Origin of the sequence: Sinorhizobium terangae (assembly GCF_009601505.1) — a bacterium.
Taxonomy (GTDB): domain Bacteria; phylum Pseudomonadota; class Alphaproteobacteria; order Rhizobiales; family Rhizobiaceae; genus Sinorhizobium; species Sinorhizobium terangae.
This window is the reverse complement of the sequence record NZ_WITC01000066.1, coordinates 53729-74757: the sequence shown is the minus strand read 5'-3', so window position 1 is coordinate 74757 and position 21029 is coordinate 53729. Positions and strand designations below refer to the sequence as shown.

The following is a 21029-nucleotide window of genomic DNA, read 5'->3' as shown; positions in this document are numbered from 1 at the left end:
CTACTGCATGATTCCTCGAATCGGGATCGGTTTGAGGCGACCTTTGCGCATCTCATAAAGACACGCGGCGCTGTGAGACGCGGCCCTACGAGGATCGGCCCGCAGCTCTTTGGGTATTCCGGTGAAGAAATCATCCGATGTTCGCATCATCGTTCTGGGGTCCGCCGCCGGCGGCGGCCTTCCGCAGTGGAATTGCGGCTGCCTGAACTGCACGATGGCGCGCGATCCGGGCTCCGCCCTCAAGCCACAGACCCAATCATCGCTTGCCGTCAGCCTCGATGGCGAGGCCTGGGCCGTCTTCAATGCCTCTCCGGACATCCGCCAGCAGATTGAGCACAATCGTCTGCTGCAGCCGCGCCGGCTGCGTCACAGTCCGATCAAGAGCGTCGTACTGACCAACGGCGACATCGATCATCTGGCGGGACTGCTTGTGCTCAGGGAAAAGCAGCCGTTCACGGTGTTTTCCACCTGTTCGGTCGGCGAGATCATCGCCGAGAATCCGGTCTTCCGCGTGCTCGATCCGGAGCTGGTTTCAAGGAGGAGCGTCGAGATCGAAGAAGCTTTCTTTCCGCTTCCCGACCTCGAGGCGCGGCTCTTCACTGTTCCCGGCAAGGTCCCGCTGTTCCTCGAAGAGGACGAGCCGGATCTGAACGTCGAGGGCGAAAACACGGTGGGGATCGAGCTTAAAGCCGGCAGCAAGCGCGTTTATTATATTCCCGGCTGTGGCGTGATGAATGCCGGTCTCGGCGCGCGCCTCGCGGATGCCGACGCTCTGTTCTTCGACGGCACGCTCTTTACCGACCGTGAGATGATCGCGACCGGTACGGGACGCAAGACGGGCCGCAGAATGGGCCACATGCCGATCAGCGGCGAGGGCGGCAGCCTCGACATACTCGATGGCCTGAACATTCGTCGAAAGGTCTATATCCACATCAACAACACGAACCCGATCTGGCGGCCTGGCCCCGAGCGCACAGCGGTGGAAAGCCGCGGCTTTGAAGTCGGGTTCGACGGCATGGAGGTCAGCCTGTGACGACGGCAACTGGCAGAGAAGCTTTTCATGCGCGCCTTCTGGCGATCGGCGAGGAGCGCTATCACGACAAGCATCCTTTCCACGCGATGCTCCACGGCGGCCGCGCAACGATGGCGCAGGTCCGCGCCTGGGTGATCAACCGCTACTATTACCAGAGCCGCATTCCGATGAAGGACGCCGCCTTCCTGTCGCGCTGCGACGACCCGGACCTGCGCCGGGCCTGGCGCTCCCGGATCGAAGACCACGACGGCGGTATCGACGAAGGCGGCGGCATCCGCCGCTGGCTGCGTCTCGCGGAAGCGGTCGGCCTCGACCCCGCCTATGTCGCCTCGACGCGGGGCGTCCTGCCTGCGACCCGATTTGCCGTCGATGCCTATGTGTCGTTCGTGCGGGAGAAGCCCCTTGTCGAGGCGGTGGCCGCCTCTCTGACCGAGCTTTTTGCGCCGAAGATTCACTCGGAGCGCATTGCCGGGCTTCTGCAGCATTATGCGTTCGCGGACGATGCGGCACTCGCCTACTTTCGGCAAAGATTGACGGAGGCGCCACACGACGTCGAATTCGGTCTTTCTTATGTGCTCGATCACGCCGACACGGCGGAAAAGCAGGATGCCGCCGCCGCGGCGCTCACCTTCAAGACGGACGTTCTGTGGTCGCAGCTCGACGCGCTTTACTCCGCCTATGTGACGCCCGGCCTCATCCCGCCGGGCGGCTGGGACGGAGAGCAAGGTGTCGTCGGCGCGAAGACGCCCAGGGAGGCGGCGGAATGAGCGCCGATGCGGCGATGAATTCAGGGACCAGGATTTCAGGGGCGAGCGTCGTCAAGCTGGCACGCGGCGTGCGGCTGCACGAGGACCCGGTTCGCGGCCAGACGGTGCTCTTGGCACCGGAGCGGGCGATGGCTCTCGACGATATCGCCGTCGCGATCGTGCAAGCGCTTGACGGTGAGCGGAGCCTCGACCGGATCGTCGACGATTTTGCCCAAAAGTTCGACGCTCCCGCTGCCGAGATCGCTAGTGACGTCAGGGCTTTCGTCGAGGAACTCGCCAATCGCCGCCTGCTGGAGATCGTCGCATGAGCAGCGCCCTCGCCTCGACAAACCATTCCGCGTCCCCCGTAGCGCGCGTGCCGCCGCCGATGGCGATGCTGGCGGAGCTGACGCATCGCTGTCCGTTGGCCTGTCCCTACTGCTCCAACCCGATCGCCCTGACACCGGGGGACGAGGAGTTGTCGACCGAGGAATGGATCGACGTATTCAGCCAGGCGGTGGATCTCGGCGTGCTGCATCTGCACTTGTCCGGCGGGGAGCCGGCGGCGCGACGGGATCTCGTTGAACTGACGCGAGCGGCGGGTTCGCTGGGGCTTTACACCAATCTGATCACGTCGGGTGTCGGCTTGACCGAGACCAGAATCAATGACCTCGCCGCGGCCGGTCTCGACCACATTCAGTTGTCGATCCAGGGTGTTTCCCCCGAAAGCGCTGATCGGATCGGCGGCTACAAAGGTGGCCATGAACGAAAGATGGCCGTCGCAAACTGGGTGGCGGGCGCCGGCATCCCGTTGACAGTTAATGCTGTCTGCCACAGGCAGAACATGGGCGAGATCGACGGTATGATCGAGCTGGCGATCCAGCTTGGGGCGCGGCGGGTGGAGATCGCGACCGTGCAGTTTCATGGCTGGGCCGAGCGCAACAAGGCGGCGCTGCTGCCGACGCGCGAACAAGTCGAGCACGCCACGCGAACCGTCTCTGCGGCACGGGAAAAATATCAGGGCATCCTGGTGATCGACTATGTGCCGGCCGACTATTATTCGAAATACCCGAAGGCGTGCATGGGCGGCTGGGGCCGCGTCGGCCTGAACGTCACGCCCTCCGGCCGGGTGCTTCCGTGCCACGCGGCCGAAACGATCCCGAGCCTCACCTTCAAGACCGTCCGCGAAGACACGCTTTCCAAGATCTGGTACGAGAGCGACGCCTTCAACGCCTATCGGGGCGAAGACTGGATGCCGGAACTCTGCCGCAACTGCGAGCGCAAGCAGGTCGACTTCGGCGGCTGCCGTTGCCAGGCAATGGCGCTTGCCGGCGACGCGAGCACAACGGATCCGGTTTGCATCCGATCGCCGCTTCGCGAACGGTTGACGCGCGAAACCGAACGGCTTTCGGCGATGTCACCGGCCACTGCCTGGAGCTACCGCGGACGGTAGCGCTCATTCATGTCCGGAATGGGCTCTGATTTGCCCCACTCGGATGAACTGGTCGGTGTCCTGAAGCTTGCGCTCGATCACGACAAGGAAAGCCGCCAGCCCGACGCCTGTCGCACGCCAGTACCAAACCGCCGGCTGTTCCGGTTGAGCACTTCCGCGACCCATTCAACGTCCGTTCTGGATGGATAGGCGAGACTGAAGCGATGCGCCCGGAGGGGGGCGATTTCAAGCGCCGAGAGCTCGCCATTTGCCGGGTTGACGCCAGCAAAATACATCAGACGCAGGTCGCTCCGAAACTCCTCGTACCCCCTAATTCCTTCATAGTCATTGAGGAAATCGCCGCAGCCATAAAGGAGGAGGCGGTTGCGATAGACTTCGATTGCCTTGGCGTGGTGCGATGAGTGTCCGTGCACGATCGACACGTCGGCTTCGTCAATTAGTGCATGCGCAAATTGCCGCTGAGCATCGGGGATGTCATCCCCCCAGTTGGGGCCCCAATGAATCGACGCGACCACCACATCCCGTGGCCGCTTCATCTTCACGATATGATCAGCAACGCGACTGGCGCTGGTCGGGGTAAGATCCGGCAGAAAATTCACGCCTGCCCTGTTCCCTGTCGCGGCCCAGCTAGGTGGGGTCCCGGCCGTCGGAGCGGCGAGCGCAAAGACGAGCACGCGTCCTCTCTTACCCGTTTCAAGGACGGCCGGCGCACTTGCTTCGGCCAAGTCGTGTCCGGCGCCGGCCGTCTTGATCTGCAGGCGGTCCAAGACCGCCAAAGTGTCGAGTAAGCCGGCATGTCCCCAATCAAGAACGTGGTTATTGGCAAGGACGCAACAGTCAACTCCGCCAACGACCAGGCAGGAAGCGTTTTCGGGGCTCATTCGATAGTTGATGCCCTTCGGGACATAATCGTTGCTGCGGGTTATTGCCGTCTCGAGATTGACGATGCGAACATCCGGGCTCGCGCGATCGAGTTCATTCAACGCCACCCCCCAGATATAGGCTGGCGCCGCCGGCCGCGGGATCGGCCCGTGCGCTTGTTCCGCAAGGCGGATGTAGTCACGCGCTGATTTACAATAGCCCTCATGCAGAACCGGATCGCACGGAACGGGCAGCACCTGGTCGATGCCCCGTCCGGTCATGACGTCACCGCAAAGGAAGAGCTGCATATGCAGACCGTTCTCAAGTGACCGCGCCATCGGATGCCTCCAGCTTGTGCTGCTGTTCGCGCCGTAACGACCTTTTGCAGCCTATCGCGCAGTACTCACATGCACCATCGAATTTCCCTCGGCCGGCAGGCTGCGAACGAGCCGCAGATGTCCCTCGCGCGAATTACGATACTGAACGGTATCGCGCTGGGCGACCGGCGCCAGCCTTTCGGTGCTGGCTCACAGGTGCTATCCTTAGGATTTCGCTTGGGATCCACGGCGCCCACAAGCGATAGGAATGACCTGGGAGGCAGCCTATGTCACAGGAAAGAGCCGCAGACGTGTCGGAGGCCGAGATCGCCGTCCACTGGCAGGAAGAGGATTACGTCAAACCATCCGAGAAATTCATCGCGCAGGCGAACCTGACCGACAAAAGGGTCCTGGAACGCTTCAGCCTCGACAACTTCCCTGATTGCTTCAAGGAGTACGCCGATCTTCTTGATTGGTACAGACCTTGGGACATCACGCTTGACACAGGCAAACCGCCGTTCTGGAGATGGTTCGTCGGCGGCAAGATCAACGCGAGCTACAACTGCATCGATCGCCACCTCGCCAAGCACAAGAACAAGACTGCAATCCACTTTGTCCCCGAAGCGGAGCAGGAAGCAATCCAGCACGTCACCTACCAGGAACTCTACGTGCGCGTGAACGAGGTAGCGGCGCTGCTGCGGGACTTCTGCGGGCTGAAACAGGGCGATCGAGTGACGCTGCACATGCCGATGGTGGCCGAGCTTCCGATCACCATGCTCGCTTGCGCCAGGCTCGGCGTCATTCACTCGCAGGTGTTCAGCGGCTTCAGTGGAAAGGCGACGGCAGACCGCATTGTCGATGCCGAGAGCCATGTGCTGATCACGATGGATGGCTATTACCGTGGCGGCCAGTTTCTCGATCATAAGCAAAAGGCGGATGTCGCTGTCAGCGAGGCAAAAAAGGAGGGCTTGTCGGTCGACAAGGTGCTGGTGTGGCAAAGGCACCCGGGCAGATACTCCAGTCCAACGCCCTTGGTTGAGGGTCGCGATTTCATCGTGAACGAGGTGTTGTCCGGTTACCGGCACCGCAAGATCGAACCGGTCGAGATGCCGGCCGAGGATCCGCTGTTCCTGATGTACACCAGCGGCACTACTGGCAAGCCGAAGGGCTGTCAGCACAGCACGGGCGGATATCTGTCCTATGTCGCGGGGACGTCGAAATACATTCAGGACATCCATCCGGAGGATGTCTACTGGTGCATGGCCGATATTGGCTGGATCACCGGCCATTCCTATATCGTCTACGGCCCGCTGGCGCTCGCCGCCTCTTCGGTCGTGTTCGAGGGCCTTCCCACCTATCCCGACGCCGGACGTCCCTGGCGCATTGCGGAAGAACTCGGCGTCAACATCTTTCACACTTCGCCGACGGCGATACGCGCGCTGCGGCGCGCAGGCCCCGACGAGCCGCGGAAATACGATCACCACTTCAAGCATATGACGACCGTCGGCGAGCCCATCGAGCCGGCGGTTTGGCGGTGGTACTACGACGTCGTGGGGAAGGGCGAGGCGGTGATCGTCGACACCTGGTGGCAAACGGAGAATGGCGGCTTCCTCTGCAGCACGGTTCCGGCCCTCCACCCGATGAAGCCGGGAAGTGCAGGACCGGCCGTTCCAGGCATTCATCCGATCATCTATGACGAACTTGGCAACGAAATTCCGCCGCGCTCGGGCCGTGCCGGAAACATCTGTATCCAGAACCCCTGGCCGGGCGGTTTTCAGACGATCTGGAGGGATCCGGATCGCTTCGTCGAACAATATTACGCGCGTTACTGCAAGGACAGGAAGAGCCTTGACTGGCGCGACTGGCCGTACATGGCCGGCGACGGCGCCTTGCAGGCGGCCGACGGTTACTATCGCATTCTCGGCCGCATAGACGACGTCATCAATGTGGCTGGACATCGGCTCGGCACCAAGGAAATCGAGTCCGCCAGTCTGTTGGTGGAGGAGGTCGCCGAGGCTGCGGTCGTCCCCGCCAGAGACGAGATCAAGGGCAAGGTGCCCGACCTTTATGTGTCGCTGAAACCCGGTCTCGCGCCGAGCGGGGCCATTCGCAAGCGCGTGGAGGATTCCGTGGTCCATGAGATTGGGCCGATTGCTCGGCCGCGCCGTGTCGTGATCGTCCCCGACATGCCGAAGACCCGGTCCGGAAAGATCATGCGGCGCGTGCTCAGGGCGATCTCCAACGATGAGGATGCCGGTGACATCTCGACACTGGCCAACCCGGAGGTCGTCGACGAGATTCGAAAGATAAAGGCCTAAGGCGCGTCGCGTATCAATGCGGCAGAGGAACGGTAACAGATAGCGAGCGCATAGGAGTCGCGGTCAAGCAGACGCATGCGCCGTAATCCCATCAAGATCTAGGCGTTGCTCTGCTCCATCGCCAGTTCGGCCTCGAGGCTTTCGGCATCGCGGAAGATCGTGGCAACCGCCAGAAGGCGTCCGCCGCGCTTGTAGCGCAGGAGGCAGTCCTTCGCGGTAACATCACCCTCGACCTCGATCGCGTCCCATCCCTCCGCATGGCCGACATAGTTGATCGGAACGTCGTAATGCTGGCTCCAGAAGAACGGCACGTCCGTGAACCTCTTCCGGTGTCCGAGCATGTTGAGCGCCGCGGCAGCGCCCTGCCGCTCCGCCACCACCCAGTGCTCCACCCTGATGCTCTCGCCGCTGTGGGGGTCGGGCCACCGCGCGATATCGCCGGCCGCATATATTCCCGGCACGCTGGTCTCGAGATAGGCGTCGACGAGGACGCCCCGGTCGGTGGCGAGACCGGCTCTCTCGGCAAGGTCGACCCTGGGCCGCACGCCGATGCCGGCGACGACCATGTCGGCGGCCAGGGTGCTGCCGCTGCTCAGAACGACCTCGCTCGCGCCGATGCTCGCCGCGGTATCCCCAAGGTGGAAGATGACGCCTTTTTCCTCGTGCAGCGCGCGGATGAAATCGCCCATCTCGGGGCCCAGCACCCGTTCCATCGGCCGTTCCTCGGGCGCCACCACATGGACCTCGACACCGCGGGTCCGAAGGGAGGCGGCAACCTCGAGGCCGATGAAGCTGGCACCGAGCACGACAGCGCGCTGCGCCGCGCCGCTCTGCGCGATGATCTTGCGGCTGTCGGCAAGCGAGCGCAGTGTATGGACATGCGGCTGGTCCGCGCCGGGTATGCTCAGGCGGACCGGCTCGGCGCCGGTCGCGAGCAGCAATTTGTTGAAGGCGACCCGTGCCCCGTCGCCGAGCACGACCTCGCGGGCACCGACATCGATATCGGCAACCCTTGTTGCGAGGCGCAGGTCGATGCCGTTCCTGGCATAAAAGCTTTCCTTGCGCAGCGGGATCCAGTCCTCCGGAGCCTTGCCCGCGAGATAGTCCTTCGAAAGGTTGGGGCGGTCGACGGGCAGGGCCTCGTCGTCGCTGATCACGACGATGGCGCCCTGATACTGTTCGCGCCGCAGTCTCTCTGCTGCGGCAAACCCAGCCGCGCCACCGCCGACGATGACGATCCTCTCCTGGGAGCCCCCGGCATCGCTTTCGCGCGGGGCCGGAGCCGGCTTCTTGCGCTTCTCGCCAACGAAAATCCTGTCACCGCGCTGCTCGACCGACCAGCAGGCGAGCGGCGACAGGGCCGGGGCGCGCAACGCCTCCCCGGTGCGCAGGTCGAAGCAGGCGTGATGCCAGGGGCAGCGGACGCTGTCGTCGGCGACGAGGCCGTCGGCCAGCGGTCCGCCATAGTGCGAACAGGTGGCGGTAACGGCGAATATCTCTGCTCCGCGGCGCACCAGAAGCACAGGCTCGCCGTCGCGATGGCCGACCAGCTTGCCGCCATCGGGAAGATCGGCAAGCGCAATGCCGAGGGCGAGATCGGGTCCGCTCGGGGCTGAATGGTTACCGGCCATTTTTCTCCTCCCTCGAAGGGCAGCTGCCGGTGTCGCGACGCTCGGTTGCCGCGGCAGCTTCCCTTGAATTGTCCGCTATTCCGGCTTGTAGGCAAATGAATTTGGCCTGACGTGAGTGGAATTTTTGTGATGACGTCAGGTGCAGTCGCTCTCGCAGCACAACGAACGGCCGAGAAGCTGGGATTGAGCCGGCGGGACGGGTGGATTAGGCCGCTCTGTCGAAATCCCGGTCGAGCCGACGAATCCACGCGCGGAAGTTCTCGAAGAGGATCACGAGATCATACTGCCATTCCAGCTTGAGCAGGCGCCAGCCCCTTCCGCCGGACGCTATTTCTGCCTCTACCTGCTGCTTCAGTCGATCCGGCCTGTCATCGTACGCGCGGAATCGAAATGACGGCTCTGTATGGTACTTTCCAATGGCGCGGAAACCATTCACTCCTTCGTTCATAGCGCCGACCTCGGTACTTGTATCTCAATTCTGTCGTCCAAGGGCATTCTCCCTTTCCGATCGGTTCAATTTATATCGTAATACGATATATCTAGCAAGAGTCGCGAAAAACGGTCTGGTTCCTGCGGTAGACATCGACAGCGAGCTACAGCGGGGGGGAGTGAGGGGCGTCTCACGTCATCCTTGGGAGGAAGCCTTTTCATGCAGTCGCGTGAGCAGCGCGATCAACTCCGGTGCCATGATCCTGATTTCGCGCAGGTGAATGGCGCTCAGGTGCCGGAGGCTCGCTTCAGCCTTCTCTGTCAATCTCAGAGTTTGGCGACGCCTGTCGGCCGGGTCCGTCTCCCGCAAGATGTATCCCCCCTTGACAAGACGGGTCGCCAGCTCCGTTGCCGTATGCGGCGCAATCAGCAGCCTTTCGGCAAGCATGCCCACGGTCATGGCTTCGCCGACGGACATTCCCCTGATTGCCAAGAGTGCCTGATGCTGCTGCGGTGGCAAGCCCGCTTCCTGGGCCGCCGAAGTGCTGAAATCCAGGAACTTGCGCAGCGCATACCGAAGCGTCGCCAGTGCCTCGTAATCGGCTTGCGTCAGTTCCGCTTCCGTCCGACTCATGGTGTCGTCCCGATCTGCTCCGCTCGTCTGCTATTTGACCGTGTTTCTTGGGGCGGACAAGGGGCTCGCGACCGGGGATAGGTCGTGATGGAGTGGCAACTGCGTCTTAGGGCTGCAGCCATCGTCCGGGTGTTGCGCCGGAACGCTTTGTGCGTTGCAGAGTGACACGGACCCGGGATCGCGTGTCCGCGGCAGCGGCAGATTGCTGAGGGAGGTCATTCTCCACCTGTATGCACTGAGCGGTGCCAGGATTGCGCTCAAGGCTCGCGAATTGCGTCGTCGAGCCCTCGTAGCAGCGGATAGAGGAAGTAGGAAATAACTGTTCGACCGCCGACCTTGATCTCTGCGGAGACCGTCATGCCGGGCAGAAGGCGCACGGTTCCGGGCGGGGCACGGAGCTCGCTGTCGCCGAGCGAAACGCGCGCCTTGAAGAACGGAGCCGTTGCCCGACCCGCTGAGGCGTCCTGTTGATTTGGGGTGAAGGCGTCGCGGCTGATCGTGCGGATCGAGCCAGACGCGGTGCCATATTTCTGGAATGGATAGGCGTCGAATTTGATGCGGACCTCCTCGGTGGCCGTGACGCGACCGATATCGCGGGCATTGATCTCGACCTCGGCTTCCAGGGGCACGTTGAGAGGCACCAGCGTGACGATCGGCTCCGCCTCGCGCACAACCGAGCCGACCGAGCGCTGGGCAAGATCGAGCACGACCGCGTCGGCGGGTGCGGTCAATGCGACCATCTCTCGGCGCAACTCCATCTTCTTCAATTCCGTGCTTGCCGTATCGCGCTGTCCGCGCAACTCCACGAGCTGCTCCGTCGTTGTGCGACGGAAATCCTCGATGAACGCCTGTCGATCCGCCCTGAGCCTTGCCAGGGCATGTTCGGCTTCAGCTGACTTGCCGCGCAGTTGCGAGAGATTGGCATCGACATCGAGGCGCGCATCGCGCGAACTGAGGAAATTGATGAGCGAACCTTTCTCTTTCTTGTAGAGCGTCTCGCGTGCGTTCTCGATCCGGGTGAGGCTCTCCCGCCGGTCGAGCAGGATCACCTCCTGGTTCCTGCCTGCCTCGATTGCGGCAAGCTGCCCCGCGATCTGCTGATCGAAATTCTGGAGCTGCGCGACATAAAATGCGCGCCGTTGGCCAAAGAGCTGCACCTGCAGCCGCTCCTCGGACGAATTGCCCGCGATTACGGAATAATCGGCGTTGGCGAGTTCCGCTTCAATGCGCTTTATCTGCGCGCCAAATGCGGCAAGCTTTACCCGCTGCTGGTCGAAATCCGACTGGCTGAACGTTGCATCAAGCATCACCAGCGCCTGGCCCGCGCGCACCACCTCTCCGGTCGTCACATCGATCGAACGAACGATGGAGGTCTCTAGCGGCTGCAGGATGATGTTCGGCCGCGTTGTCACCAGCTTGCCGGGAGCAACGACGACCTCGTCGATCGATGAGATCGAGGCCCACAGAACCGCGGCGGCGATGAGGGCCGCAATGCCGTAGAGAGTCAACCGGGCGATCCTCGGCGGTACGCGCTCCTCCAGTTCCACCGCGTCAGACTGAAACTCTGCGATCACGGGCGGCAGCGGGCGTCTGCCGGTGAGGCCGTCATCCGAAATATTTGTGGATCGCCGGCCGCGCGCGGTCATGCGGACTGCCTTGTCTGCTGTGACCAGAGGTGGCGATAGGTCATGCAGCGTGAAACAAGCTGATCGTGGCGTCCGATATCGGCGATCTTGCCGCGCTCGATGACAAGGATCGCATCGGCATCGACAAGCGTGGACAGGCGGTGCGAGACGATGATGACGGTGCGTCCCTCGGCGATCTTGGAGAGGTTCTGCCTGACGATAGCCTCGCTGTCGGGGTCGAGAGCGCTCGTCGCTTCGTCGAGGATGAGCAATCGAGGATCGGTGATCAGCGCCCGGGCGATGGCAAGACGCTGTTTCTGGCCGCCCGAGAGATTGGAGGCATTTTCCTCAAGCAGGGTTTCGAAGCCGCGAGGCAGTCGCTCGATGAACTCCTCGGCGCCGGCAATCCGTGCGGCCGCGGCGATCTCCTCGATGCTCGCATCCGTCCTTGCCGCCGCGATGTTTTCGCGAACGGTTCCTCGGAAAAGGAAATTGTCCTGCAGCACGACGCCGATGCTCTTTCTCAGGTGGACGAGATCGATCTCGCGGCTGTCATGGCCGTCTATGCGCACGAGGCCCTGCTGGTTCTGATAGAGCCCCTGGATAAGCCGGGTGACAGTTGTCTTCCCCGAGCCGCTCTTGCCGACGATGCCGAAGACCGAGCCCGCGGGGACCGTGAAAGAAACATCGTCAAGTGCAGGCGGGCCGTCAGGCCCGTACCGGAAAGTCACCCTATCAAATTCGATCAGGCCCTTGAGATCCGGCCTCAGCCCGCGTCCGCGCCCGAACTGCTCCGGGCGCTGGTTCATGATCTCGCCGAGCATGCGCACGGAAAGCGCCACTTCCTGATATTCGTGGATCATGGTCACGATCTGGACGAGCGGCCCCGAAACCCGGCCGGCCAGCATGTTGAATGCGACGAGCGCGCCAATTGTCATTGACCCGCTGAACACATCGAGTGCGCCCAACCCGACGATCGCGACGCTCATCAGTTTTTCCAGAAGCCCCGTGATAGCCTGCGCGAAGGTCGAAATCTTCTCGACGCGGAAGCGCACGGAGATCGAGCGGGCCGAATGGTCGTCCCACACCCGCCGTTGGCGTGGCTCGAGCGCCAGCGACTTGACCGTGCGCATGCCGTGCACCGTTTCCACGAGCATGGCCTGCCGATCGCCTTCAGCCTGATAGAGCGCCTGAAGCCGTTGCTGGAACGGCCCCACCAGCGTCATTACGACGAGGCCTACCAGCGCGGCAAAGCCGAGCACCACGAAGGTGAGCTTGACGCTGTAGAGGGCGAGGATCGGCACGAACACCAGGAGCGAAAGCCCATCGAGCAGGGTGAGGAAGAGCCTGCCGGTCAGAAACTCGCGAATGCGGCCGGTCTGCTGCATGTGCTTCACGAGGACGCCGGCGGACGCCTGCTCGAACAGTGCGATCGGCAGGTTCAGGAGATGCCCGAAGGTACGCGTCGCTATCCTTATATCGATCTTGTTGGTCGCGTAGAGCAGAAGATAGCGCCGCAGGAAGGAGAAGGCAGCATCGAAGACAAGCGCCACCGCGATACCGATGGTCAGAACCGTCAGCGTCGCGTAGCTCTGATGCACCAGTACCTTGTCGATGACGAGCTGGAAAAAGATCGGCGTGGTGAGGCCGAGCCCGTAAAGGGCGATGGCCGCGAGCGCCACGTCCCGGAAGAGCCCGCGTTGGCGTATGATCTCCGGCAAGAACCAGCGAAAGCCGAAGGGCTGGTCATCGTCGCCGAGACGGTAGTTGCGTTTCACGAGAACCGCGGAGCCGCGCCAGGCCTTGGAAAACTGGCTCTCATTGAGGACGATGAAATCGGGGCGCGCCGCCAGCGGATCGAGAATCCGGATCGCCTCCTCCTCGCTGTCAGTCGCAACGCCGGCGATGACGACCCAGTTGCCATTCTCCAGCTCGGCAAGTACCGGATAGGCGCCCCCCATCTGAAAGAGCGAACGCCAGGTGAGCTCTACGTGCCGGGCACGCAAGCCGGCATCTTTCGCTATGCGCAGGAGCTGCCGGTTCGCGACCGGCTGGGCCCCCAATGCGTAGTCATGCAGCAGCCGTTCGGGTGAAAGGTCGATGCCATGGTGACGGGCGACAAGGACCAGACACTGAAGACTGGTATGCGGATTGGTACTCATCACCCGCCCCAGAAAATCGCGCTGCGGCTCAGTTGAAGTTCGGTGACGCGTTGGCTGTCTGCCCCTGTTGGGTGTCGCCCGCCGGAAGTTTCTGGATATCGCCGATCCGTCGAACCGCGCCTGCTTCAACGAGGCCGGCAAGTGCCTTCTGCATGAGGTCCACCGCATTGGCGAACGCATCCACCGGCATGATGATCCGCTGCCGGAACGCCGGCTTCGGGTTGTTCTTTTCGTCCCGTTCGGTGGCGGAAAGCGACATCAAGTCGATCCTGACGATCGTTCCAGTGACAGTGATCTCGCCGATGCCGTCTGAATAAAGTTCGGTGCTCATCTTTTACTCCCTACCTTTGAGCTCATCATGCGGCAGGCGCGTGCTGCCATGGTGGAAACGGATCACGCAGGCCGCGCGCCAGCTGCGGATCGAAGCCGGTCTCCTCACCGATCATGCAGTCGTCGAGCGCGGCGCGGATCGCCCCCTCGACGAGACCCGTCCCGATGAAGACGAGTTCCTGCCGGCGATCGCCCCAGACGGCGCTCCAATGCCGATCGAGCAATTCGCGGAATTGCGGATAACGGGGCCAGTGCGCCTTGGGCACCGAGGCCCACCAGAGGCCCTTTGCCTCGGTGCGGCGTTGGGTCCCGGCGATCGAAAGCTGGCCGATCCAGTCGGGGCGCGTCGCCAGCCAGAAATGCCCCTTGGCCCGAATGAGGCCCGTCCATTCTTTCGCGAGGAAATCCTCGAACTTCGCGGGATCGAAGGGACGCCGCGCCCGGTAGACGAAACTGGTGATCCCGTATTCCTCGGTTTCGGGGACATGGTCGCCCCAGCCGTAGAGTTCCTTGTGCCACAGCGGGTGTCGCGCCGATCTCGTCTCGCTGAACAGGCCGGTATCGAGGACCGTGGCGAGCGGCAGCCGGCCGAAATCGGTTTCCATGACACGGGCATCGCAATTGAGCGCAGCGATGATCCGGCGCACCGTTGTCCGCGTTTCGACACTCACGTCCGAAATCTTGTTGATCACCACCACATCGGCGAATTCGATCTGCTCGACGAGAAGATCGATGAGGGTGCGCTTGTCGTCCTTGTCGCGCGCCTCGCCGCGGTCGGCGAGAAAATCCGCGCTCGAGTAATCGGCAAGCAGGTTCACTGCATCCACGACAGAGACCATCGTATCGAGCCGGGCGACATCACACAGTGCGGCGCCTGTTTCATCCCTGAAGGAGAACGTCGCGGCGATCGGCAAAGGCTCGGCAATGCCCGTACCCTCGATCAGCAGGTAGTCGAAGCGTCCTTCCGCCGCCAGGCGGCGAACCTCGGCAAGCAGGTCCGCGCGAAGCGTGCAGCATATGCATCCGTTGGTCAGTTCGATCAGCGTCTCGTCGGTGCGCGAAAGGTCGGCTCCCCCGTCGCGAACGAGGTCCGCATCGATGCTGATCTCGCTCATGTCGTTGACGATCACCGCGACGCGATAGCCTTCGCGGTTACGCAGAATATGATTCAGGAGCGTCGTCTTGCCTGCGCCGAGAAAGCCCGCCAGCACCGTCACCGGCAGTCGATCGTCGCGCATCGTTCCTCTCTCCATGTCTGCCCCTACGCCACGAGTTGCGGCCTGAACGCAACATCCACATAGTAATTGGTGCTGTTGAAGCTGTTCGTCGGGAACAGCCCGCTTGACCCGTATGCGTAGACGCCGTTGCCTCCGCTCTGTGCCGACGACAGTGCCCGCAGGTTGTTGTTTGCGACTTCGGATGTGAAGAAGTTGCTCGTCGCCGAATAGAACCCATTGGTGCTGTAGGAGACGACGTAGGTCGTATCCGGCTGGATCGCGACCTGCTCGGCGAGATTGACCGATTGCCAACCGCTGGCGGTTTCATTCGTGAACGTCGCGCTTGCGAGCAGCGTGCCGGTCGACGTCCACAGATAGCCGGTATGCGGGCCCGTGTTGTCGGCGCCCTTGTAAAAGCGGAACCCGGTGATCCAGCCGGCCACGTCCGCCTGGAACTTCATGCCAAGATTGACCGCACTCGGATCATTCACCGAAGCAATCGCTGGCGCACTGTTTGCCGCGAATACGTTCTGCTCGGGACCCTGCTGAATAACGTCAACCGAAGCCTGGGCAGAGGCAATGCCGCCGACCCCGTCGGAAATGGAGTAGGTGAAGCTCGCCGGCCCGGAATAACCGTTCGCCGGAGTGAAAGTAATGACGTTCGACTGGCTATTGAAGGAGACGGAGCCGTTCACCGCATTGCTGACGCCCGTGATCGTTATTGTGTCGCCATCCGGATCATTGTCATTGGCGAGCAGAGCAGAGGCCTGGATCGATAGCGGCGCATTGGTACTCGTGGAGAAGCCGGAATCGTTGTTGGCCACAGGAGCCGTGTTCTGTGTGGCCTGCTCGTAGAGAACGTCGACCCAATAGTTCGTCGCATTGTAGCTCGCCGTTGGGAAGATGCTGCCCGTACCGTAAGCATAGACGCCGTTTCCGCCGCTGGTCGCGCTCGATGGCGCGGTAAGCGCGCCGCTCGAATGGCTGGTGCCGAAATAGTTCGGAGTTATCGCGTAGCGGCCATTGGAATGATAGCTCGCCACATAGGTTGTGCCCGCCGAAACTGCGACCGGCTGCGAGAAGGTCACGGTCTGCCAGCCGCTCGCGGTTTCGTTGGTGAAGGTGGCGGAGGCAAGCAGTGTCCCCGAGCTGGTCCAGAGCGAACCGGTGTGGGTGCCGGTGTCCTGGGCGCTCTTGTAATAGCGCAGCCCGATGATCGTGCCGCGAGCGGAGGCAACGAACTTGACCCCGAGTTCCACGGAGCTCGCATCGCTCGTGGCAGCGACGCTCGGTGTATCGGACGCGGCAAACAGGCTCGTCGTTCGGCTGACGGTGAGGCTTACGCTGGCCGAGGACGTTCCACCGCGGCCGTCCGATATGGTGTAGGAGAAGCTGGCCGGCCCGGTGTAGCCGGTGGTCGGCGTGAAAATAATGCGGTTGGCCTGGGTGTCGAAGGTGACCGCGCCGTTCGTCGCGCTGTTGACGCCGGTAATCGAGAGCGTATCGCCATCGAGATCGACGTCGTTGCCAAGGACTGCAGACGCGGCGATCGACAGGGCCGTATTGTAGTAGGCCAGGAAGCCGTTATCATTGGCGGCAGTCGGGGCTGTATTCGTCGTCGACTGGTTGAAGACGACGTCGACCCAGTAGTTCGCGGCCTGGTAGTTCGATGTGGGGAAGACGGTGCCTGTTCCGTAGGAATAGACGCCGTTGTCGCTGCCCGTTGTGGAGGCCGGGGCCGTCAGCGGCCCATTGGTGCGCGCAGTCGTGAAATAATTACCTGTCGCATGGTAGGTGCCCGAGGTGTGGTAGGAGGCGACATAGGTTGTTCCGGCGGAAATCTGAATCGGGCTGGAAAATTTCGCGGTCTGCCATCCGCTGAGCGATTCATTGGTAAAGGTCACGGTGCCCAGCAGTGTGCCGGTGGAGGTCCAGATGGACCCGGTGTGTGGCCCCGTATCGTTGGAAGCCTTGTAAAAGCGGATGCCGGTAATCGTCCCGCTGGTGGAAGCGACGAATTTCATGCCCAGTTCGAGGGCACGGTTGTCGTTAAAGCTGCTGCCGGTCGGGCCGTCCGCCGGTTGGAAGAGCGATACGCCGACCGGCCCCTCTTCCACCGTCAGGCTGACACTGCCCTGATCCGTTCCGCCGCGGCCGTCGGAAACCGTGTAGCTGAAGCTCGCCGGCCCGACATAGCCGGCCGTCGGCTTGAAGATGACGTAGCCCGTCTGAGCGTCCAGCGTTACCGTGCCGTTGACGGCATTGCTGACTGCGGTGATCGTCAGCGCGTCGTTGTTGCCGTCGGTGTCGTTCGCGACGAGAGCGGCGACAGGTATGGTCATGGTTCCATCGCGAAATACGGTGAAACCGCTGTCGTCGACGGCTACCGGAACGATGTTCGGGCCTGCATTGAAGACGACGTCCACCCAGTAATTGGCGCCGTTGAAGCTGTTGCCGGGGAAGGTCCCGGCATTGGCGCTGTAGGCATAGACGCCGCCGTTCTGAGCAACCTTGATGGCGCCGTTGGAGTAGGCGGAATTGAAGTATCCATCGGTCACCGAGTAATAGCCGCCGCTGTGGTAGGACGCGACGTAGGTCGTTCCAGCCGTGATCTGGACCGGGCTCGAGAAAGTGACCGTCTGCCATCCGGAAATCGGCTCGCCCGTCGAGACGCCCGTGGCAAGGAGCGTTCCGTTGGCGGTCCAAAGGCTGACGACATGCTCGCCTACGTTATAGAAGCCCTTGTAAAAGCGAATGCCTTCCACGAGACCATTGGTCGTCGTCTGGAAGCGGACCCCCAGTTCCACGCCGGTGCGATCGAGTGCGGTCTCCACGGCCGGTTTTGCAGCCAGCGTCCACAGACTGGAGGTCTGGGGCAGCGATACGGTTACCTGTTTGCCGGCCGATGGCGTCTCGAGATTGAGGCTGTCGTCGACGGCGCGCGACATGATCGTGTAGGTGCCGCTTGCCTGTACGACCCAGTTGTAGGTCCAGTTTTCCCTGCCGGTCGCTTTGAACCAGTGCTGTCCGCCGTCCGTGGAGACCTCGATGCCGGCGATGATCCCGCCGCCGAAATCCTGCGCCGTGCCGGTGACTGTGACCCGCTGCCCCTCCACGAAGGTCGCGCCGACACTGGGGGACGTGATCGTCGAGACCGGCTTGGCCGTATCCGTCGATTGCGTCGCCAGAATCAGGCTCGCATCCAGCGTCTGCGGCTGGATGCCCATGTCGGCGAACATGTTGACCATCGCCTGCTGGACATTCGGATCAGTCGGCGTCGCAGCGCCCTCGTGGTTGGAATCGAGACCCCAGGACCAGAAAACCGTGCCGGCTCCGAAGACGAGTGCCCCGCTTTCGGCCCGGTACATGGTGAGGCTATGAGACACGTCGGCTGAGCCGATTGAGGTGCCGTAGTCGCGCAGATAGGTGTCCACCGAAACCGTCGAGAGCGACAGATTCACCAATCCGGCCGGCCTGAAGCCGTTTTCGACATCGGAGTCCCATTCGTATCCGAGCAGGTTCTGCACCAGCGAGTAGGTCTGCCCTGGCTGGAGGTTCGCGACATCCGTGTTGCGCCAGAAGCGCAGGTTGGAATAGTCGTACGGAATGGTGATGGTGTCCTGGCGGTAGCTGTCCACCGTGAACATGGTGCCGGTCAGCGAGTTTTCGGGCTCCTGTCCCGGGTCGGCAAAACGCGGGTCGCGCCAAGTGCCCGTGCCGACATTGCTCGGATCAGTGCTTGTGCCCCAGGTCTCCTTGTAACAAACCATCGTCCGGTAGGGCGTGCCGTTGCCGTCGATGCTCGTCTCCCAGCGGACCTTCCAGTAGCATTCGTTGCCGCTCCAGAATGCGAGATTGACGCCGGCGTCTCGCGCGGCTTCGACGTTGGCTCGCTGTTCAGCCGACCAGTACTCGTCATGTCCGACCGAAAGGAAAGCATCATGATTGAGCAGCAGGGTGCCGTTTCGTGTCGTGTCGACGCCGGAGATATAGGAAACATCGTAGCCGTTCTGCTCGAGCCAGCGGATCGCCGAATGCTCGGCCCCGAAAATGAAGTCGTGCGTGCCGCCGACGGGGCTCGTGTTGGTGATAATGGGGCGATTGTAGCTGACGGCGGAGGCCCTGCCGATGGCGGTCAGGCCGCAATTGCAGTTGGGGGGCATGTAGCCGATCATGTCGTTGGGATCGACCGGCACCTGGCCATAGTACAGGCTTGCGCCGCCCCAGGCATTGTAGGCCTGCCAGGTCGTATCGGATGTCTGGAAGACGATGTCGCTGGTCGAGGCGTCGTCGCGGACGATAAACGGGATGTGGCTTGAGCCCGCGGTTCCATCCTCGCGGACGAGCTTGGCGATGTAGACGCCAGAGACCATGTCGTCGGGGATTGTCCAGCTTGCTGAGACAGACCAGTTGCCGCAGTCGATCAGGCCGCGCGCCATGTCGACTATTGGATGCGGCTGCACCTGCGCCTGTGCAAGATTCACGTCGATCGTCGCCACCCTGCGGGCGCCGTCGCCGCCGTAATAGCCGAGCCGGTAGATTTCGATCCGGTAGTCCGTCGAGTCGGTTGCGATCTTGAAATCGACCGTCTGACCGATATTGGTGCTGATCTGTGTGGCAAAGCCTTGAATATTGCCGTCGCCATCGCCGTCGATGCCCCATTCGCTGATGGGATTTCCCTGCTTCATGTTTTCCAGGACGATCTTGTTCGGCGTCGCGGTGACAGCGGCCGTCGCCGCGGCCTGCTGGGTAGTCGCACTCAGCGACGCAGTTGGCGAGAGGCTGGAACCGCCTCCGACGAGCCACGTTCCTGTCGCAGGATGGGATGCGGCTCCCACCGTCCACGTCGGGTAGAGGGCCGTGGATGCTTGCGTTCCGCCGTCAGTCTCGGAAACTGACTTTTCCACTGAAAGGCCGGTCGCGATACTGTCGCCTAGCAGCTTGCCTAGCCCCCCGGTGTCCTCAGGGGCCTTGTCGAGGCTGGTTTCGCGTCGGTCTCTGCGGAGCCGGTCGCCGTCATGGCGAGGCTCGTTCGGGTCCTGGTCGTCCCTTGGGAAATCGCCCAATCCGCCGGTGTCCTGCGGGAATTCGCTCGCACCGCCGGCATCTTGCGGGGGTTCCCCTCCCTCGTGATCCCCATGAGGTTTGTCGGGCCCGGTGTCCTGCAGCGCATGGACTTCTGCATCCCGAGGGTGGGCGTCGGTCCCGCCTGCATCCTGTGTGGATCCCGTGTCGCGCCTTCTCCGTCTGCGCGACGCGCCGTCACCTTCGACACCGACCCCGGTACCAGGCACGACAGTCACCGAGACTGCAGGGGAAAGACCAAGATTTGCATGATAGGCGGCGGGAGTCGTGTAGACCCTGCTCGCACCACTGAAAACGCTCAAGTATTCATGGTTCTTGAGATGCATCCTGAGCATAGCGCACCGCCCCGATTGGCATTCGCGATCGAACGGACCCAAGTCTTTGCAAAAGCCGATCCTGACAGCTTTTGCCCTTCAGTGAACGACAGCAATCGGTCTATGACCTTCTGCTAAAATTGGTAGCTGCGGGGCTACCCTCCACCGATGTGATTAACCCGCGCTCGGCGCAGCAACTTTCTGACAGTTGATGGTGCGGCGCGGTACAGGGCGCGTGGATGAAGGGTGTTCCGAAACGGCATCGCTGCCAAAGATCATCGGCAGTAATCGCGCGAGCGTTTCATCCAATACGGTTTTAGGCGGCTGAGCACTGGCAGGCCCGAAAAAGCGCCGCACCAAGAAAGACAAGCAAAGATACGGGGCGCTGGTGGTCTGAACGTCGTAGCCGCTTCCGCAGCTAATCTGCATGCATAGGCGCGGGCAGCGAGGCGGGAGATTCGTGTGATTGCCAACGGTCCGGTTCACTCGCCACGCATGTTCTTGAGATCGCGAACTTAGTTTTCCTAATCAATCGGGCGGGATTTGCATTGGAGAGCAGAAACATGTTGCTTCGTTCGATCGACGTATCTGCACCTCACCCTGACGTCCTTTATGCCGACTGTCAGTCGCATTGATTCCATGGACAGATCGATCATACACTTTTGAAGTTATGGTCTTTTCTGCACTTTCGATCGCAATCACGAAGCTCCTCCCGCCGGCGGTAATTTGATGGAGCGGATAAGTGGTTCATGTCTGCGCAGTACGTGCTCGGTCGAACTGCGCAATTTCGCTGGAATAAATGCGCTGGAAAAGGCGTGCGACGGTGACCGCATCGCATGTAAGGCAAGCTTCTGCTGCCAGACGGTCGATTTTT

14 protein-coding genes are annotated in these 21029 nt (G+C 62.0%); 5 read left to right on the top strand and 9 right to left on the bottom strand.

What is annotated here, in order from left to right:
* The first annotated feature begins 121 nt into the window (after positions 1–121).
* Genes pqqB through pqqE form a run of 4 tightly spaced genes read left to right on the top strand, consistent with a single transcriptional unit; the run spans position 122 to position 3232 of the window.
* Entirely contained in the window at positions 122–1033 is a 912-nt protein-coding gene (gene pqqB / locus GHK62_RS17935) for a pyrroloquinoline quinone biosynthesis protein PqqB (RefSeq protein ID WP_184108690.1), read from the top strand.
* Positions 1030–1800 carry a pyrroloquinoline-quinone synthase PqqC gene (pqqC, locus tag GHK62_RS17930; RefSeq protein WP_184108688.1) on the top strand — a complete coding sequence of 257 codons (771 nt, stop codon included), beginning with the start codon at positions 1030–1032 and terminating at the stop codon, positions 1798–1800. The genes pqqB and pqqC overlap by 4 nt, the downstream gene beginning before the upstream one ends.
* Positions 1797–2108: a pyrroloquinoline quinone biosynthesis peptide chaperone PqqD gene (pqqD, locus tag GHK62_RS17925; RefSeq protein WP_153440509.1), complete on the top strand. Its 312-nt coding sequence runs from the start codon at positions 1797–1799 to the stop codon at positions 2106–2108. Before pqqC ends, pqqD begins: the two co-directional genes overlap by 4 nt.
* Positions 2105–3232, top strand: coding sequence for a pyrroloquinoline quinone biosynthesis protein PqqE (pqqE, locus tag GHK62_RS17920; protein ID WP_153440508.1), 1128 nt, complete (start codon positions 2105–2107; stop codon positions 3230–3232). The genes pqqD and pqqE overlap by 4 nt, the downstream gene beginning before the upstream one ends.
* A 77-nt stretch (positions 3233–3309) precedes the next feature.
* Here pqqE and GHK62_RS17915 read toward each other — a convergent pair whose 3' ends face one another.
* Positions 3310–4431, bottom strand: a complete 1122-nt coding sequence (locus tag GHK62_RS17915) for a CapA family protein (RefSeq protein ID WP_153440507.1) — start codon at positions 4429–4431, stop codon at positions 3310–3312.
* A gap of 266 nt (positions 4432–4697) precedes the next feature.
* On the opposite strand from GHK62_RS17915, the gene acs reads away from it, so the two are divergent.
* Complete coding sequence (gene acs / locus GHK62_RS17910) at positions 4698–6728, top strand: acetate--CoA ligase (protein WP_153440506.1); 2031 nt, start codon at positions 4698–4700, stop codon at positions 6726–6728.
* Between the two features lie 98 nt (positions 6729–6826).
* Here acs and GHK62_RS17905 read toward each other — a convergent pair whose 3' ends face one another.
* The 8 genes from GHK62_RS17905 to GHK62_RS17870 form a co-directional block, all read right to left on the bottom strand.
* On the bottom strand, positions 6827–8359 hold the full coding sequence (locus GHK62_RS17905; protein ID WP_153440505.1) for an FAD-dependent oxidoreductase: 1533 nt from the start codon (positions 8357–8359) through the stop codon (positions 6827–6829).
* A 205-nt stretch (positions 8360–8564) separates the two neighbouring features.
* Positions 8565–8807, bottom strand: a complete 243-nt coding sequence (locus tag GHK62_RS17900) for a hypothetical protein (RefSeq protein WP_153440504.1) — start codon at positions 8805–8807, stop codon at positions 8565–8567.
* Between the two features lie 177 nt (positions 8808–8984).
* Complete coding sequence (locus tag GHK62_RS17895; RefSeq protein WP_153440503.1) at positions 8985–9422, bottom strand: MarR family winged helix-turn-helix transcriptional regulator; 438 nt, start codon at positions 9420–9422, stop codon at positions 8985–8987.
* Between the two features lie 257 nt (positions 9423–9679).
* Entirely contained in the window at positions 9680–11068 is a 1389-nt protein-coding gene (locus GHK62_RS17890) for an HlyD family type I secretion periplasmic adaptor subunit (RefSeq protein WP_153440502.1), read from the bottom strand.
* Positions 11065–13209 (bottom strand): peptidase domain-containing ABC transporter, encoded by a 2145-nt coding sequence (locus GHK62_RS17885; RefSeq protein ID WP_153440501.1) that lies wholly within the window; start codon positions 13207–13209, stop codon positions 11065–11067. Before GHK62_RS17885 ends, GHK62_RS17890 begins: the two co-directional genes overlap by 4 nt.
* A 28-nt stretch (positions 13210–13237) precedes the next feature.
* Positions 13238–13540 (bottom strand): hypothetical protein, encoded by a 303-nt coding sequence (locus tag GHK62_RS17880; protein ID WP_153440500.1) that lies wholly within the window; start codon positions 13538–13540, stop codon positions 13238–13240.
* A gap of 25 nt (positions 13541–13565) precedes the next feature.
* A complete protein-coding gene (locus GHK62_RS17875; RefSeq protein WP_153440499.1) occupies positions 13566–14777 on the bottom strand; it encodes a GTP-binding protein in 1212 nt (403 codons plus the stop codon).
* A gap of 23 nt (positions 14778–14800) precedes the next feature.
* Positions 14801–20176 (bottom strand): DUF4082 domain-containing protein, encoded by a 5376-nt coding sequence (locus GHK62_RS17870; protein ID WP_153440498.1) that lies wholly within the window; start codon positions 20174–20176, stop codon positions 14801–14803.
* Positions 20177–21029: the final 853 nt, after the last annotated feature.

Excerpts from the sequence above, each read along its gene's own strand:
- GHK62_RS17875 (WP_153440499.1), bottom strand. The coding sequence starts at position 14,777 with ATGCGCGACGATCGACTGCCGGTGACGGTGCTGGCGGGCTTTCTCGGC.
- GHK62_RS17870 (WP_153440498.1), bottom strand. The coding sequence starts at position 20,176 with ATGCTCAGGATGCATCTCAAGAACCATGAATACTTGAGCGTTTTCAGT.
- GHK62_RS17895 (WP_153440503.1), bottom strand. The coding sequence starts at position 9,422 with ATGAGTCGGACGGAAGCGGAACTGACGCAAGCCGATTACGAGGCACTG.
- GHK62_RS17905 (WP_153440505.1), bottom strand. The coding sequence starts at position 8,359 with ATGGCCGGTAACCATTCAGCCCCGAGCGGACCCGATCTCGCCCTCGGC.
- pqqD (WP_153440509.1), top strand. The coding sequence starts at position 1,797 with ATGAGCGCCGATGCGGCGATGAATTCAGGGACCAGGATTTCAGGGGCG.
- acs (WP_153440506.1), top strand. The coding sequence starts at position 4,698 with ATGTCACAGGAAAGAGCCGCAGACGTGTCGGAGGCCGAGATCGCCGTC.
- GHK62_RS17900 (WP_153440504.1), bottom strand. The coding sequence starts at position 8,807 with ATGAACGAAGGAGTGAATGGTTTCCGCGCCATTGGAAAGTACCATACA.
- GHK62_RS17880 (WP_153440500.1), bottom strand. The coding sequence starts at position 13,540 with ATGAGCACCGAACTTTATTCAGACGGCATCGGCGAGATCACTGTCACT.
- pqqE (WP_153440508.1), top strand. The coding sequence starts at position 2,105 with ATGAGCAGCGCCCTCGCCTCGACAAACCATTCCGCGTCCCCCGTAGCG.
- GHK62_RS17915 (WP_153440507.1), bottom strand. The coding sequence starts at position 4,431 with ATGGCGCGGTCACTTGAGAACGGTCTGCATATGCAGCTCTTCCTTTGC.
- GHK62_RS17890 (WP_153440502.1), bottom strand. The coding sequence starts at position 11,068 with ATGACCGCGCGCGGCCGGCGATCCACAAATATTTCGGATGACGGCCTC.
- GHK62_RS17885 (WP_153440501.1), bottom strand. The coding sequence starts at position 13,209 with ATGAGTACCAATCCGCATACCAGTCTTCAGTGTCTGGTCCTTGTCGCC.